This is a genomic window from Alteromonas sp. BMJM2, from assembly GCF_027257845.1.
Taxonomy (GTDB): domain Bacteria; phylum Pseudomonadota; class Gammaproteobacteria; order Enterobacterales; family Alteromonadaceae; genus Alteromonas.
In genome coordinates this window covers 1-15881 of sequence record NZ_JAPVOT010000012.1, presented here as the reverse complement: position 1 = coordinate 15881, position 15881 = coordinate 1, and the positions used below count along the sequence as shown (strand labels likewise).

12 protein-coding genes are annotated in these 15881 nt (G+C 42.8%); 8 read left to right on the top strand and 4 right to left on the bottom strand.

Going from position 1 to position 15881, the window contains the following annotated elements:
• The first annotated feature begins 127 nt into the window (after positions 1-127).
• From O9X84_RS13120 to O9X84_RS13110, 3 genes are all read left to right on the top strand, one after another.
• Positions 128-703: an LON peptidase substrate-binding domain-containing protein gene (locus O9X84_RS13120; RefSeq protein WP_269520179.1), complete on the top strand. Its 576-nt coding sequence runs from the start codon at positions 128-130 to the stop codon at positions 701-703.
• A 126-nt stretch (positions 704-829) separates the two neighbouring features.
• Complete coding sequence (locus tag O9X84_RS13115; protein WP_032096937.1) at positions 830-1441, top strand: sigma-70 family RNA polymerase sigma factor; 612 nt, start codon at positions 830-832, stop codon at positions 1439-1441.
• Entirely contained in the window at positions 1434-2132 is a 699-nt protein-coding gene (locus O9X84_RS13110; RefSeq protein WP_269520178.1) for a ChrR family anti-sigma-E factor, read from the top strand. The genes O9X84_RS13115 and O9X84_RS13110 overlap by 8 nt, the downstream gene beginning before the upstream one ends.
• 84 nt (positions 2133-2216) lie before the next feature.
• On the opposite strand, the gene O9X84_RS13105 is transcribed toward O9X84_RS13110, so the two are convergent.
• Positions 2217-2984 carry an outer membrane protein assembly factor BamD gene (locus tag O9X84_RS13105; protein ID WP_269520177.1) on the bottom strand — a complete coding sequence of 256 codons (768 nt, stop codon included), beginning with the start codon at positions 2982-2984 and terminating at the stop codon, positions 2217-2219.
• Between the two features lie 185 nt (positions 2985-3169).
• On the opposite strand from O9X84_RS13105, the gene rluD reads away from it, so the two are divergent.
• From rluD to dld, 4 genes are all read left to right on the top strand, one after another.
• Positions 3170-4153, top strand: a complete 984-nt coding sequence (rluD, locus tag O9X84_RS13100; protein WP_269520176.1) for a 23S rRNA pseudouridine(1911/1915/1917) synthase RluD — start codon at positions 3170-3172, stop codon at positions 4151-4153.
• 4 nt (positions 4154-4157) lie between these two features.
• Complete coding sequence (pgeF, locus tag O9X84_RS13095) at positions 4158-4943, top strand: peptidoglycan editing factor PgeF (protein WP_269520175.1); 786 nt, start codon at positions 4158-4160, stop codon at positions 4941-4943.
• Positions 4944-5053: 110 nt separating this feature from the next.
• On the top strand, positions 5054-7630 hold the full coding sequence (clpB, locus tag O9X84_RS13090) for an ATP-dependent chaperone ClpB (protein WP_269520174.1): 2577 nt from the start codon (positions 5054-5056) through the stop codon (positions 7628-7630).
• Positions 7631-7800: 170 nt separating this feature from the next.
• On the top strand, positions 7801-9504 hold the full coding sequence (gene dld / locus O9X84_RS13085; RefSeq protein WP_269520173.1) for a D-lactate dehydrogenase: 1704 nt from the start codon (positions 7801-7803) through the stop codon (positions 9502-9504).
• 16 nt (positions 9505-9520) lie between these two features.
• Here the strand turns inward: dld and prsT are convergent, their stop codons facing one another.
• The 3 genes from prsT to xdp1 (O9X84_RS13070) form a co-directional block, all read right to left on the bottom strand.
• Entirely contained in the window at positions 9521-12334 is a 2814-nt protein-coding gene (gene prsT, locus O9X84_RS13080; RefSeq protein WP_269520172.1) for an XrtA/PEP-CTERM system TPR-repeat protein PrsT, read from the bottom strand.
• Between the two features lie 102 nt (positions 12335-12436).
• Positions 12437-13273, bottom strand: a complete 837-nt coding sequence (gene xdp1 / locus O9X84_RS13075; protein ID WP_269520171.1) for an exosortase-dependent surface protein XDP1 — start codon at positions 13271-13273, stop codon at positions 12437-12439.
• 144 nt (positions 13274-13417) lie between these two features.
• Complete coding sequence (gene xdp1, locus O9X84_RS13070) at positions 13418-14371, bottom strand: exosortase-dependent surface protein XDP1 (RefSeq protein ID WP_442864540.1); 954 nt, start codon at positions 14369-14371, stop codon at positions 13418-13420.
• Between the two features lie 360 nt (positions 14372-14731).
• Between xdp1 (O9X84_RS13070) and pssA the strand changes: the two genes are divergently transcribed.
• Positions 14732-15541 (top strand): CDP-diacylglycerol--serine O-phosphatidyltransferase, encoded by an 810-nt coding sequence (gene pssA, locus O9X84_RS13065; RefSeq protein ID WP_269520169.1) that lies wholly within the window; start codon positions 14732-14734, stop codon positions 15539-15541.
• The last annotated feature ends 340 nt before the right edge of the window (positions 15542-15881 follow it).

Here is a 15881-nt window from a genome sequence, read left to right as displayed (position 1 = left end):
TAACAACATTACCGCTTTTGCTAGAGATTAGATCAAGTGTAAAAAAGGCGGTGTGAAAATATTTCTCATATGGATCCAATTCGTACCCACTTCCGTAACTCTTTATGTATTCTTGGAAGTGTGGTGTATGAGTAATAATCGTTTTCCTTTATTCCCATTGTCTGCCCATCTGTTACCAGAGGGGAGGATGGCGTTACGAATTTTTGAACCCAGATATGTGCGCATGGTTAAAGAGGCATGCGCCGAAAACAAAGGGTTTGTAATGTGTATGTTAAATGCTAACGGCGATAAATCGGCGAACGAGCACATACATAAAATAGGCACGTACGCCACAGTGGTCGACTTTGATATGCTTGACGATGGCTTGCTTGGCATAAAGGTTGCTGGTTCACACCTAGTTGAGGTCGAAGACATTCTTGTCGAAAAAGATGAATTGAGAACGGGGGTGTGTAATCCCATCGATTCATGGAATTGTGACCTATCAACTCAACAAATAGCGCCTATGGACGAGCGACTTAAAGAAATATTCGGGAATTATGAAGAGTTAGCATCGTTATACGATGAGCCGAAATTTGATAGTCCGAACTGGGTATTAAATAGATGGCTAGAACTATTACCAGTAGACGGTTCGCAAAAGCAGCATTTTCTCGAACAACGAGAATGCACTTACTTGCTAAAGTATCTGTCTACGTTAATAGGTTAATGCGTCATTTGAACAACATGACAGCTTCATTACAAAATCGTAACGCGCAAAGTGCGATTTCTCCGAACGTTTTAAGTCAAAAAGCCGTAGTATGATGCAACCAAAACGGAAAAGCGGACGAATATTATGTTAGTTGGAATTCCATTGGAACAAAGCAATAGCACAATCAAACCAAAAGAATGTGCTACCGAAATGTCTGAATACCTTGTAGCGGTTGCTGACGCTCGCTGTAAACGCTCATTTTCTCGAGTTTTCAATTATTTTGCACCTCGCCTTCGCTCCTACGCATTAAAACAAATGGGTAATGAAGCTTTAGCGATGGAGCTAGTACAAGACACAATGTCTAATGTGTGGCAAAAAGCCCACCTTTTCAATGCTGAAAAGGGGTCGCCATCTACATGGATATTCACAATTGCACGAAACATACGTTTCGATATGCTGCGCAAGCTACAAAACAGAAAAGAAGACGTATGCTCTGATGACTTGTGGCCAGTATTGTGCGAACAAACAGCAGATTTAAACGAAGCGCCCCTTGACGAGCAAGTTACGCTCGAGCAAATTGGGTATATGTTTGAAGCGTTACCGGTTAAACAAAAAGCAGTAATTGAAGCTATCTATATAGATGGCAAATCTCAGCAAGAAGTTGCAAACGAACTATCTATCCCATTAGGTACAGTGAAGTCGAGAACTCGACTAGCACTTCAACGTTTAAAAGGTATGCTGAACGACAATGATTAAGTTTCACCCAAGTCCTCAACAGATTACAGAATTCGTTGTGGGCAGTCTTACGCCAGCTGTATCGCTATTGGTATCTGCACACTGTGACATGTGTGAGCAGTGTCAAATGCGAATTGAAAGCGAAACTGAAAGCCTAGCGGCTGACATGGTGTTAGAAATAGAAGAGAGTTTTGACGAGTCTGCTCAGTTTGGCGATATGTTGTCTCAAATAACGCAGGCACCGTCGTCAATAGAGTCTGATGCTAGAACGTCTAAAGAGACGAGCAGCTTCAAGGAGAAGTCGGTAACGATTGAGCTAGATGGTCGTGCCTTTAAACTACCACGTACATTGCATCGCTATATCGACAAAACGGGCAACTGGTCTAGTTTGGTCGGAAAGCTCTGGCAAGCACCTGTTGATTTAGGTAATCAAGGTGTGGCGAACTTTATCTTTATGGGCAGTGGCGGAAGTGTTCCTGAGCATACCCACAGAGGTACTGAGTATACGTTGGTTATCGACGGTGAATTCAGTGATGGTTTAGCTAATTACGATACTGGCGATTTCATTTTTATGGATGGTAACAAGACCCACACCCCTAAGTCGGATACGAAGGAAGGGTGTTTGGTTTTCAGTATTGTGGATCAGCCATTACACTTCACGTCAGGTTTAGCTCGATTGCTCAACCCGTTCAGTCATCTGTTCTTCAGATAGGCTAGAAAAAGCTCCAATAAATAAAAAACGCACCGAAGGTGCGTTTTTTTTGCTTTGAGCTAGTGGATGTTAGCAGCAACCTTATCAGCTGATAAAGTCGCTTTCTGGGAAGTTCAGTTTTAACGTCTTCATAGCGTTTAAACGCAAGTCATCCAATCCAAGTTGTTCATAACTCGACACCATTATCTCAAGGGCGTCCCTCACCTGCGTTGTATCAGGAAAGTGTTCAATGACATACCGACCGCGATTCGCTGCAGCTACGTAAGCCTGGCGGCGCATGTAGAAACGAGCAATAGCAATTTCATATCTGGCTAGTCTGTCTTTAATATGCAGCATACGCTTTTTAGCATCAGGGGCGTATTTACTGTTTGGGTATTGCTCAATTAGCCGTCTGAAATCTTCAAACGCTTGACGAGATTTTGATGGGTCTCTGTCAGAGCGGTCTATTGTCAGCAGCTCTTGAAAAAGATTGCTGTCTGATTCCATATTCGTTAACCCACGCATATAGTACGCGTAATCTACATCTGAATGATTAGGGTTAAGGCGAATAAAGCGGTCAACTGTAGCCAATGTTTCGTCAATTTTACCCGACTTGTAGTAACTGTAGATAAGATCGAGTTGAACCTGGTGAGACAATGGGCCAAAAGGATAGCGAGAATCTAGTGCGCTAAGCGTTTGCGCAGCGGCGCTGAAATTGCCCACTTCCATGCTTTCAGAAGCTCTGTCGTAAAGTTGTTGTGCACCCATGTTTGCAAGTACAATTTTTTCCTCTTCAGATTCTGAAGAGCTGCAACCTGTTAAGGTCACCATAGCACCTAGGAAAACTGGCGCTAAAAGACGAAATGATTTCATAATAATTCTATATTCCTGCTAAACAGTTTTAATACTTCGCTGTCTACGCTCATGTGTTAAACAACAACACGTTGCCCGCATTCTAACGTACTAACGATGAGAAAAACCATACAAATTCGCAAACAACGCAGTGTACAGGGTGAATACTTGTTATAATACCCTTTTTACACGCAATGTTAGGTGTTATGACGCAAGTGCCAAACACAATTCAATTAGAGGCTTCAACACAAGCCGCCCATTTTGGTTTACGTTTAGATCAGGCTTTGGCCGATTTGTTCCCTGAATATTCACGTTCAAAGTTAAAAACTTGGATTCAGGATGGCAACGTTGCAGTAAATGGCGAGGTTATCACGGTTCCACGCCATAAAATGCAAATAGACGAAGTTATTACCGTTCGCGCAGAAATGGATGTTCAGGTAACAAGTGTCGCTCAAGATATCGCTCTGAACATCGTTTTTGAAGATGAGCATATTATGGTGATAAATAAACCTGCAGACTTAGTCGTTCATCCGGGAGCCGGAAATCCAAGCGGTACCGTGCTTAACGCGCTGCTTAACCACGTGCCCGACATCGATCGCGTTCCTCGTGCAGGTATTGTTCACCGCCTTGATAAGGACACAACAGGCCTGATGGTTGTAGCGAAGACCGTACCAGCGCAAACCCATTTAGTTGATCAGCTTCAGCGTCGAGAGATGAGCAGGGAATACGAAGCAATTGCAATGGGTACCATGGTTGCTGGTGGTGTAGTGGATGAACCTATCGGTCGTCATGCAACCAAGCGCACGCTCATGGCCGTAAGAGAAGACGGTAAACCTGCAATTACTCACTTTAGAGTGATTGAAAAGTTTCGAGCCTACACACATATTCGCTTAAAGCTTGAAACAGGTAGAACACATCAAATTCGAGTACATATGGCGCATTTGAAGCATCCTTTGCTAGGCGATCAAACTTATGGTGGACGCCCTCGGTTACCTAAAGGCGCATCTGAAAGTTTTATCGATGCATTGAGAGGTTTTCAGCGACAGGCTCTTCACGCAGCACAACTTTCGTTTTTCCATCCAGAAAGTGAAGAGTGGATGACGTGGAAAGCCCCTTTGCCTAACGACATGCAGTCTTTGTTAGAAGCGGTTAGACAAGACACCAAAGAAAACCCGGAAGATATGATTTAGATATATGTCGTTAAGTGAGCGTTTCATTACTCCAGAATGCTTTCCCGATAACGTAGTGGCTTACACATCCACACGCTGCTCAGGCGTTAGCGGAAAAGCTACGGTAGAGAGCAACGCTCTGGTAAATAGCATCGCTCAAGAAAATGACAGCGGAAATGACTATGTAGGGTTCAACATAGGAGCGCATGTTGGCGATGACATTAAAAATGTCAGCGACAATCGCGCGCGATTGCCTTGCAGCGATAAGATAACGTGGTTAGAGCAGGTGCATGGCGAGACAGTGGTCACGTTACCTGCGTCGTCCATTGTTGCCGATGCCTCATTCTCTTCTAATGCAGCACATTTTTGTGCAGTGATGACCGCAGATTGTGTTCCTGTGTTGTTAAGCGATAGGCGAGGGAAAGAGGTGTCGGCTATCCATGCAGGATGGAAAGGGCTTGAAGCTAACATTATTGCTAACGCAGTTGCGCATTTCTCAAGTAAACCTTCACAACTTGTTGCCTGGGTTGGCCCAGCCATTTGCGGAGAGTGTTACGAAGTTGATGCGTCGTTAGCCGATAAGTTTTCTCACTATAAAAACAGCGTGAAGCAAAAAAAAGAGACGGGTAAGTATCTACTCAACTTGCCAAACATAGCAAATTTGCAGCTAGCTCGTCTTGGTATTCAACATATAACGCAAAGCAATTTGTGTACTTACTGCCAAAATGACTTGTTTTATTCCCATCGAAAAGCGACCCACGATAATTACGGTGCCACAGGCAGAATTGTCAGTGTCATTGGTTTTAGATAATGTTGCGCTGAATCAAGTTTTTCATCATCTTTAACATAACTGACTTGAATCATCATTCATAAGCTCCCATAAATACAATATAAAGAAATTTTCATTTTAAGGTTGAGGTTATGAGATTAGACAGATTTACCAGTAAATTTCAGCTCGCTATATCCGATGCTCAATCACTTGCATTGGGTCGAGACCATCAATACATAGAACCTGTCCACTTAATGACGGCCATGCTCAACCAGCAGGGCGGTTCGGTGCGACCATTACTTGACCAAGCAAAAATTAACGTTAATGCGCTGCGTTCGGCATTAAGCCAAGCGATAGAGAGGTTACCTCGTATTGAGGGAATTGGCGGTGAAGTTCAGTTAGGTAAAGATAGCGTTATCTTACTTAATATGTGTGACAAGATTGCACAGCAGCGTAAAGACGACTACATCACTTCTGAAATTTTCGTTGTTGCCGCCATAGACGATAAAGGTCGACTCGGTGAAATTTTAAGAAGCCTCAACGTGACCAAAGACATCGTAGAGGCAGCAATTGATGATATGCGCGGTGGTCAAACGGTTACCGACCCGAATGCTGAAGATGTGCGTCAGGCATTAGAAAAATATACTACTGACCTTACCGAACGAGCGGAGCAGGGCAAACTTGACCCAGTCATCGGCAGAGACGATGAAATTCGCCGCACTGTTCAAGTGTTGCAGCGCCGTACAAAGAATAATCCGGTATTAATTGGTGAGCCAGGTGTGGGTAAAACGGCAATTGTCGAAGGCCTAGCACAGCGAATAATTAACGGCGAAGTTCCCGAAGGGCTTAAGAATAAGCGAGTTCTGTCTTTAGACATGGGGGCACTAATTGCTGGTGCTAAATACCGCGGTGAATTTGAAGAACGTTTAAAAGCGGTTCTTAATGAACTGTCGAAGGAAGAGGGACGAGTTATTCTCTTTATTGACGAGCTTCACACCATGGTTGGAGCCGGTAAAGGTGATGGCGCCATGGATGCAGGTAATATGCTTAAACCAGCGCTCGCTCGCGGGGAACTTCATTGTGTAGGAGCGACCACTCTTAATGAGTATCGTCAATACATAGAAAAAGATGCTGCATTAGAGCGCAGATTCCAAAAGGTATTAGTGGAAGAGCCAAGCGTTGAAGACACTATTGCTATATTGCGCGGCCTTAAAGAGCGTTACGAGCTCCACCACTCTGTTGATATTACCGACCCTGCTATCGTAGCGGCTGCAAGTCTGTCTCATCGTTATATAAGCGACAGACAGCTACCTGATAAAGCCATTGATTTAATTGACGAAGCCGCATCAAGTATTCGACTTCAAATAGATTCAAAGCCTGAAGATATGGACAGGCTTGAGCGTCGAATCATTCAGTTGAAGCTAGAAGAACAAGCGTTGGCTAAAGAGACGGACGATGCCAGTCATAAGCGCTTAGAAATGATAGAGCTTGAACGAGAGCAGGCGGAAACTAAATATGCTGCTTTCGAAAAAGTATGGCTTGATGAAAAAGATGCTATGCAGGGCACGCAGACAATAAAGTCCGAGCTCGAGCAAGCTAAGTTAGATTTAGAGATTGCCCGCAGAGCATCAGATCTCAACCGTATGTCTGAGCTTCAATATGGGCGAATTCCAGAACTTGAAGCTAAATTAGAGCACGCTGCCGAAAGCGAGACTCGTGAAACTAAGCTTGTTAAAAATAAAGTGACGGATAACGAAATAGCAGATGTACTGTCTCGGTGGACCGGCATTCCGGTATCTAAAATGTTGGAAGGTGAGCGGGACAAGTTACTGCGAATGGAAGATGTACTGCACAAGCGAGTGGTAGGGCAAGAAGAGGCTGTGCACTCGGTGTCTAATGCAATTCGTCGCTCTCGAGCAGGACTAGCTGACCCCAACCGTCCCATCGGTTCATTTCTATTTTTAGGACCTACGGGGGTGGGTAAAACAGAGCTCTGTAAAACGCTGGCTGGCTTTATGTTTGATACCGAAGACGCCATGATCAGAATAGATATGTCTGAGTTTATGGAAAAGCATTCGGTTTCTCGCCTTGTTGGCGCCCCTCCTGGTTATGTGGGGTATGAAGAAGGTGGGTATTTAACCGAAGCAGTTCGTCGTAAGCCTTATTCAGTCATACTTCTAGATGAAGTGGAAAAAGCGCATCCAGACGTATTTAATATTCTGCTTCAGGTGCTTGATGACGGTCGACTAACAGACGGTCAAGGTCGCACGGTAGATTTTAAAAATACCGTAGTAATCATGACGTCTAATCTTGGCTCAGATGTCATTCAAGATAAGCACGATGAAAGCCAGTACGATGAAATGAAGTCGATGGTGATGAATGTGGTGGGCCAGCACTTCCGCCCTGAATTTATAAACCGTGTTGACGATATTGTTGTGTTCCATCCTCTAGGCAAAGAGCAGATAAAAGCGATTGCAAAAATACAGCTTGCATCATTAAGAGCGAGGCTGACAGAGAAAGGATACAAACTCACGCTAACTGGTCGTGCGATGGACAAACTAGCAGAGGCTGGTTTCGACCCTATTTTTGGGGCTAGACCACTTAAACGGGCGATTCAAATTCAAATAGAAAACCCATTAGCCCAGCAATTGCTTTCTGGTGACTTGGCGCCAGAGTCTACGGTTAAGATAGATGCCGACGATGATAAATTGTTTATTGTTAACGAATAGATAGCTGAATATTTTAGGGTAAGATATTTAAATACAGCCAAGCTTTAAAGAAAAACAGCGAGCGGGTGTTGGAAAGACACCCGCTTTTTTGTGCCTGTATTTAATGGGCATCTTTGTGTCGAGGCGGTAGTATAGGAAAAAATGTTGATGAAAGTACAAAAAGAGCTGCAGTGAAAACAAACAGTATTATTGAACAGTTTCAAGATGTGTTAGGTGATGGTGGCGTTTCTATCAACATCAAAAGTACAGAGCACTATCGAACGGGGTGGCGCTCGGGTGGTGGTGATGCTATCGCTGTTCTTTTCCCTAAAACGCTTATGGAATATTGGGAAGCCCTTTCAATTTGTGTTGCCGAAAAATGCATTATTATCATGCAAGCGGCAAATACTGGGCTCACCGAAGGCTCTACTCCGAATGGCAGTGACTACGACAGGCCGGTGGTCGTCATCAACACATTAGCGATGAATGATATTGTTCTCATCAATAATGGCAAACAAGCTATCAGTTTCCCCGGTGCAACTCTGCATAATCTTGAAAAGAAATTGGAGCCAGTGGGAAGGGCACCACATTCTGTAATCGGCTCTTCATGTTTAGGCGCCTCAATAGTTGGAGGTATTGCGAATAATTCAGGCGGAGCACTGGTAAAACGGGGCCCTGCGTATACTGAACTATCGCTTTACGCTCGTGTGGATAACAGTGGTAAATTAGCGCTGGTCAATCATTTAGGCATTGAATTAGGTGATACCCCAGAAGACATAATTGCAAACCTTTCATCGGGCAATTTTGCGAAAGATAAAATACAGACGGACAAAAAAGCATCGGCCAGTGATTACGAAGAAATTGTACGAAATACTAGCGCCGATACGCCCAGCCGCTTTAACGCAGACCCGTCTCGTTTATTTGAAGCTAGCGGCTGCGCTGGTAAAATAGCCATTTTCGCTGTTGTTGTTGATACTTTTGAAGTACCTCAAGAAGAGCAAACCTTCTATATTGGTACCAATGATCCTGCGGTGTTAACGCAAATCAGACGAGATATGCTGTCTCAATTGTCGCAACTTCCCGAAGTAGGGGAGTATTTGCATAGAGACATGTTCAACATTGCAGAAAAGTATGGAAAAGACACCTGCCTGTGTATTCATCACTTAGGTACAGCAGCACTTCCCAAATTATTTGCCGCTAAAGGCCGTATAGATGCGTTTCTTCGTCGTTCAACAGTGTTTCCTAACCATTTAACCGACAAAGCGATGCAGCTGGCGGGTGGTCTTTTTCCTCGGTTTTTACCTAACTCTTTGACCCAATTTCGAAACCAGTACGAACACCATCTTATTCTTAAAATGAGTAATCAAGGAATAGAGGAAGCGAAGCGGTACTTAGGTAATCTTTTTGCTACAGAGAAGAGAGAAGGCGCATTTATTATTTGCAATAAAGAGGAAGCGTCGAAAGCTTTCTTGTTGCGATTTGCTGCTGCAGGCGCAGCCATGCGTTATCAAACTCTTAATGAAGATAACGTAGGAGAAGTATTAGCCCTTGATATTGCACTTAGGCGCAACGATGAAAGCTGGCTAGAAAGCTTACCTGAGCATATAAGTCGGCATATCGATAAAGCCTTATACTACGGCCACTTTTTTTGCCACGTCTTCCACCAAGACTATGTACTGAAAAAGGGGGCCGATGCTAAGCAGGTTAAGGCTGACATGCTAGCGCTGCTCGATAATCGCGGAGCAAAGTACCCAGCTGAGCATAATGTGGGGCATCTATATGATGCAGAGGCTACATTACAACGCTTTTATCAAGAATTAGACCCCACCAATACGTTTAACCCAGGGATTGGCAAAATGGTCAAACACGCCCGTAACTGCGCATGTTGCGGGTAGCGTTTGCTATACAAATTTATAAGCTCTCTAACAGCGCCTTTGCATTAGGGCGCTTGAAAAATGGCCGCTCTACACTTACGGCGTATTCCAACTCTTTTTTCGCTTCATCGATACGACCTAATTTGGCAAGGGTATACCCAAGGTGATAGCGAATGTTTGGATCTTTTGCGTCTCTAGCAAAAGCGTCACGCAACATTTGCAAGCTTTGCTCATACTCACCGCGCAGTGCTTTTATATGGCCGTAGGTATTTAAAATACTTGCTGAGTTTGGTTGTAGTTCATAGGCTTTTTGCGCATAGTTTCTCGCGGTCACCAGCGACGCTTCTATACTCATTATTGCTAATCGATTGTAAGCTTCAGCCGGATTTAAAAGATTAGGCTCTTTGACGAGTTCTTCATAGAGAGCCGTTGATTCTTCAAAATCACGAATGAAAAATAGATACTGAGCTAATAAATTTTTGGCCAGTAGATTTTTAGCATTTTCTTCGACCATCTTACGAGCCGTGTTTAGAAAAACATCGACAAATTGTTCGTTGAGAGCATAGTTATAAATAGCGATAAACGCTTGGGCAAAACTTGGATCAATTGCTAATGCGCGCTTATAGGCGTTAACTGCGGACTCGCTTTTGCCCAGGTTAGCATTAAGCCTACCCGTTAAGAAATGATAGACCGGACTCTGTTGCTGTTCTTTTGAGATATTCTTAAGCAACGCTTTCGCTTTTTCATTGTTTTGCAAATCTAACAATAAGCTAGCGTAGCGTAAGGTCACAAATGTATTGCTGTTGGCAATTTCGTAGGCTCTTGCCATAGCAGCCTCTGCTGCCTCGTTGTTACCAATAGCGCGAGCCTGCTCCATATAAGTGATTAACTTACCAGCATCGTCGTTGATAAAGTTGCGGACAATACTCAGTGTTTTCTCTGCGTTAGCTCGTTCGTTGGTTTGTATTTGTAAGGCTGACTTGCGAAGAAGGTAGTCTGCATTATCAAAGTCGTCTTTTAGCAGAAGATCTAAATGATACAACGCACTTTTGGTGTCGCCTTGCTGTTGGTATAAAGATGAAACTCGCTCTCTTGCCGACATGTTCGATGGTGATAGCGTAAGAATATCGAGATAAATTTGTTTAGCGCTACCTAGTTCACCTTCTTTTGACAGGTTAAATGCCTTTAGCATCAATGTTTCGTTGTGTTGAGGGGATAGTGTTAATAGCTCTTCGATAAGCTCGTTAGACTTTTCAACGTTGCCCAATCTACTTTGAGTGGCGGCTAGATTGAATTTCGCTGGGAATAACGTAGGGTTTTGTTCCAGCGCTTTTTCAATATTAGTCTTTGCTTCTTCCAAAAGCCCCTGACGTATTAAAATGCCGGCCTTCAAGTTATACACTTCCGCTTCATCCGGAAATAGAGTACCAAGGAGTTCTGCGCCACTAAGAGCTTTCTCGAATTTTTCGGCTTGTAAGTTCATTAGTGAGTAGGTAAATAAGAAGCCCGCGTTTTCACGGTACGCGGGTAGATTGTCTTCTAATATAGAAAGCGCTTCTTCTCGCTTCCCCCTTGCGGCCATCAGTTTGATTTTGAAAAGCTGTAACTTGCCTTCGTTAGGGTATTTATATTCTAAGTTTTGCAGTAAACGTTCAGCTTTAAACGCTTTGTTTTGGCTAATAAATAGATTGCCAAGCATAAGCGCTGAATCGGGGTCTTCCATAAGCGCTTCTTGATGGCGTTCAAGAAGCAATAGCGCTTGCTTATCCTGCTGCGTGGCCATATAAACTTGACTCAGCATCAACACTGCTTGGAGGTCTTCAGGCTCTTTTTGCAGATAAGTGGTGAAATCCTTAGCTGCGGTTTCCATATTGTTATTGAAAAAATTTGTCAGCCCACTGATATACAACAGCATTGGCTGTGAGGTAATAAGGTCTGGGTCTAACTGCGCCATAAACTCATTGAGTTCTTTTAGTTTTTCATTATCAATTGCCTGTTCGTTGTCTCTACTTTGTAACCAGCTATTCAGTAGAATGGCAAGCGGATCATTTGGGGTATCTTCGATAATCTCGTCAACAAATAGTTTAGCGGTGTCGTAATCTTTAGCTTCTAAATAAAGATCTACGAGATTACGCAGAGCAATTGGATCATCACGGTTAAAGGATAACGCTTTTTGTAAGTGTTTAGTTGCTGCATCTTTATCGCCCTGACGATAAGCAAGTTGGCCTTTCAATCTCCACGTTATTGCGTTTTCTGGCTCCGCATCCATGGCCCTGTTGATGAGAGTCGACGCCTTTGTTAAGTCCTCGTTTTGAAGGGCAATAGAGGCTAAGCCGTTAATTGCAGGTACAAAGTTGGGGGCGCGAGATAACAGTAAGTTGTAATCTTTAAATGCACAGGCTTCATCTTCCAAACGAATGCATGCAGTGGCGCGAATAAGCAGCCATTCCTGCTCGGAGTCACCAGATAGCTTATCAAGTTCGCTAAAATCGACGATATCTTGGTATTTGTTTAAAAATAGCCAAGTATTCCCTAAAGGCTCGGCGACTAAATTGATATCAGCACCCATTTCTAGCGCTTCTACAAACTCTATTTCTGCTGCAGTAAGGTAACCATTTATGAGGAGAATTTCTCCCATCAGAATTTTAGCAGCTAAATTTTCAGGGTCTTTTTGCAGGCTATTTTTAAGGTGTATATAGGCTTCGTCGTATTCACTTTGATTAAACGCAGTTAACGCCTTTTCATAATCTTCTGATGTTGTGGCAAAACCGTTCATTGTGAAAAAAGAGGTGGCGATGACAGAGAAGAGAGCGCGTTTTACAAAGCGCTTTTTATTATTAAACAAGTTCATAGTTACCTTTGCGTTTGCCTTATTCAAGCATAAAAATAGCATAAAAAAAGGTGGCCTAAGCCACCTTTTAAAGATACGTGTTTTTTAACCGTTTTAAAACAATTAAGCGCGACGTTTGCGTCTGTAAAGCACTAAACCAAGACCTAGGCTCATTAATGCAAGAGCACCTGGTTCGCTGACGTCTGTGTTTTGTTGTGTATTTTGAATTGCGATATCTAGTGAAGATAACTTCAGGCCAACTCCATGGTGGGTGCTGTTATTGTCGTCAAATACCGTATTATACGCGCCTACTAACCAATATTGAGCAGTTCCTGCAATAGTGTCAGTGAAATCTGACTCGAAAACCCCTTCGGATTTATTTCCAAGGCTAAAATGGCCTAAGGTATTTTCTTTAACAGTGCTGTAAACACTGCTCCATGTAGAATGTGTATTTTCTTGAAAGGCATTAATATTGTGAAGGCCCGCTACTGTAATCTCTCTCTCTCCGTCACCACCGTTCTTGTAACTAAAAGCAGCACCGGTCAACGTAACCGCTTCACTAAACGAAACAAGAAACATATCAAAATCGTTGGTTCCTTCATTAGTGTAGTTATCTAGAGCATGTGTGTCGAAGGTGTCGTGCTCACTGTTATGTCGAAAATCGTTGTTAAAAAGCCCATACCCCCAAACTCCATGACTATTTTTCCAACCCTTAATGTCGCCCTGTTCTAATTTTAAATCATCTGATCCACCGCCAGTATCAGCCCAACCTGTGATACCAACGTAAATATCTTTCCCATTGATATTAATCACGTTATTAGAGATGGGGTTTAGTGACTCATCGATGTAAGTACTAGAACCCAGCGAATACGTTTGCTCATTAAGACTACTATCGGTTGCAAATGCGGTGCTGCTAAATAGTGATACGGCGCAAAACGCAACACTTTTAAAATATTTCATAAATTGTCCACTGCGAAAAAGACTGCTACTGAGCCTAGTTAGCAAATTGTGGGCCATTTTTTAATCGATTGATTGTTATGCTTTTTTTGTAGCTCATATATCTAATTGTAAATTTAATTGACACCTTGAAAGTTGGGCATACGACTATAGTTGAAAAGCCTGATTTTTCCTACGAATTATAAAAAGTATACAACACGCCAACATGGTACCTAGAGTTTTTGGAGCTGAAACTTCAATGTTTGCGTTCAGTTCTGAACCTTGAGAAGTCGAAAAATCAATAGCTGATAATTTAAACGCATCATTCCCAACATATCCACCAATATTGCCGAAAACAGTATTATAAGCACCAACCAGCCAATAATTAGCGGCTTCTTTAAAAGTAAAATCGGCGTCATAACCTGAATTTTCAGAGCTCTCTATGTCAAACGAAGCCGTAGTTAATGCATCGGCCACGATATCACTCCACGAACTTACGCCAGAAGTGAGTGTTGAAACTCCACTCAGAGCCGCAACGGAAACTTGTGTATCGGTTGTATCTGCAATCCATGAAAATCCAGCGCCCGTAAGTGTGACTGCGTTATCGAAAGATAACAAAACAAAATCATAATCGCGCTCAACATTCGTCATACCACTATAATAAGCATTATCGCTGCCTGGGCTGTAGTGATTCAAGTTGTCTATTGCATGATCTGACCATCCGTAGTAATTGGCTTCATCGTTGTTCGTAACGCCATATGCCCACTGGTCAGATATTTTTTCTAAATTAGCGCCAACAACCGCTTCGTTGTAAACATTTTTGGTATCTGCAAAAGCCGCTATTGAAATGTTCACCCCATTGACTACTACGCTAGAGTTCAGGGCATTAGTTCCATGGGAAACGCCATCGTCTACTAGGTTATATGTATTGTTGAGGCTGGTGTCATAAACACTTTCACCTAACGAAGAGTTGCAAGCGTGTTTAGCATTTTTTGATTTGCAATTTTTATAGGAATTTTTGTCATTCTTAGCGTGGGCTGGAGAAACCGATACAACAAGTGCAAATAACACCGGTATAGCCAACAGCACTCGACACGATAGAAGGCGGCTATGTCTATACATCTATATTCTCCTTAAACCCAATTTAAATAATTTGAATGGGGATGAAAGCTTCAAAGCAACTGACGGTCAGTTGAGAAACAATCCCTTAGGCTTTCATAATATATAAACGACCGCGAGAGTTTAGTATGAACGTTGATACTTAGTTATTGAAGTGTGCTTCACCATCTAACAGAAAGACACATCTCATAAAATCGAAATGTCGGTGAAAAGAACAAAAGCAGCACAATAAATACTTAGTTTGCAGAACATCATCGCGCTTAATAAGCATTTTTGTAGATAGCAACATTCTCTACTTTACTATGCGTAAACCAATATCTATGAAATAATTGATACATTATGTATGTAGAGCTATGAGGACATATGTCTGAACAAAAGCGTAAAGGAATATATTTACTTCCCAATTTACTTACTACTGCGGGTCTGTTTTCGGGCTTCTTTGCAGTTGTATCATCTATGAATGGTCGATTCGAAGCAGCAGCGGTGGCTATCTTTATCGCCATGATATTTGACGGCTTAGATGGTCGGGTAGCAAGGATGACAAACACGCAAAGCGATTTTGGTGCTGAATACGACTCTATGGCCGATATGGTGTCATTCGGTATGGCGCCTGCATTAGTTGCTTACAATTGGGGGTTAACTGAATTAGGAAAACTAGGTTGGCTTGCTGCATTTGTCTATGTAGCTGGTGCTGCATTAAGGCTAGCGCGGTTCAATACGCAGGTGGGTATTGCAGACAAGCGTTTTTTCCAAGGTTTAGCTAGTCCAGCAGCGGCTGCGGTAGTATCGGGCTTAGTATGGGTTGGCGTTGAATACGATGTAGTGGGTACAGACTATGGTTTTGTCGTCGCTGCCGTTACCGGTTTAGCTGGGCTACTAATGGTGAGTAATTTCAAATATAACTCGTTCAAAGAAGTAAATTGGCACGGCAAGGTGCCTTTCGTTGCTTTATTGTTAGTGCTGCTTATATTTGTCGTGGTAGCAACAGAGCCAGCTTTGGTTCTTTTTATCGTGTTTGCACTTTATGCACTCGCTGGTCCAATTAATACATTTAGAACAGTAGATAAAGTTACTCTAGATGATGTTGTTGGCGACCATGAAGAGGATGCGGACTTTAAAAATGAATCTAGCAATACGAATACTCAGTCTAACGATGACGATAAGGTTACATAGACGGGCGATGTGTTAGGCTCATTAACAGCCGTTAAATGACACGGTTTGAGTTAAACACATATGAACGGTTACCGTTATTGACAATAAATAGTCAAAAAGATTAAAAAGCGACCACTTGGTCGCTTTTTTGCTTTTTATTTTACTAAGGGTGTTGACGACAGGTTACAGATAAGTACAATGCGCATCCGCTTCGGGGGAAAAGCAAAACAGCATCCCTCCTGAAGTAAGTCTCTACTACCTTTATAGGCCAGTAAAGACGGGAGTTAAGAAGAAACGCTTTAGAAAATAAATTTTCAAAAAGTGTTGACAGCGAAAACTTCCAGCGTATAATGCGCACCTC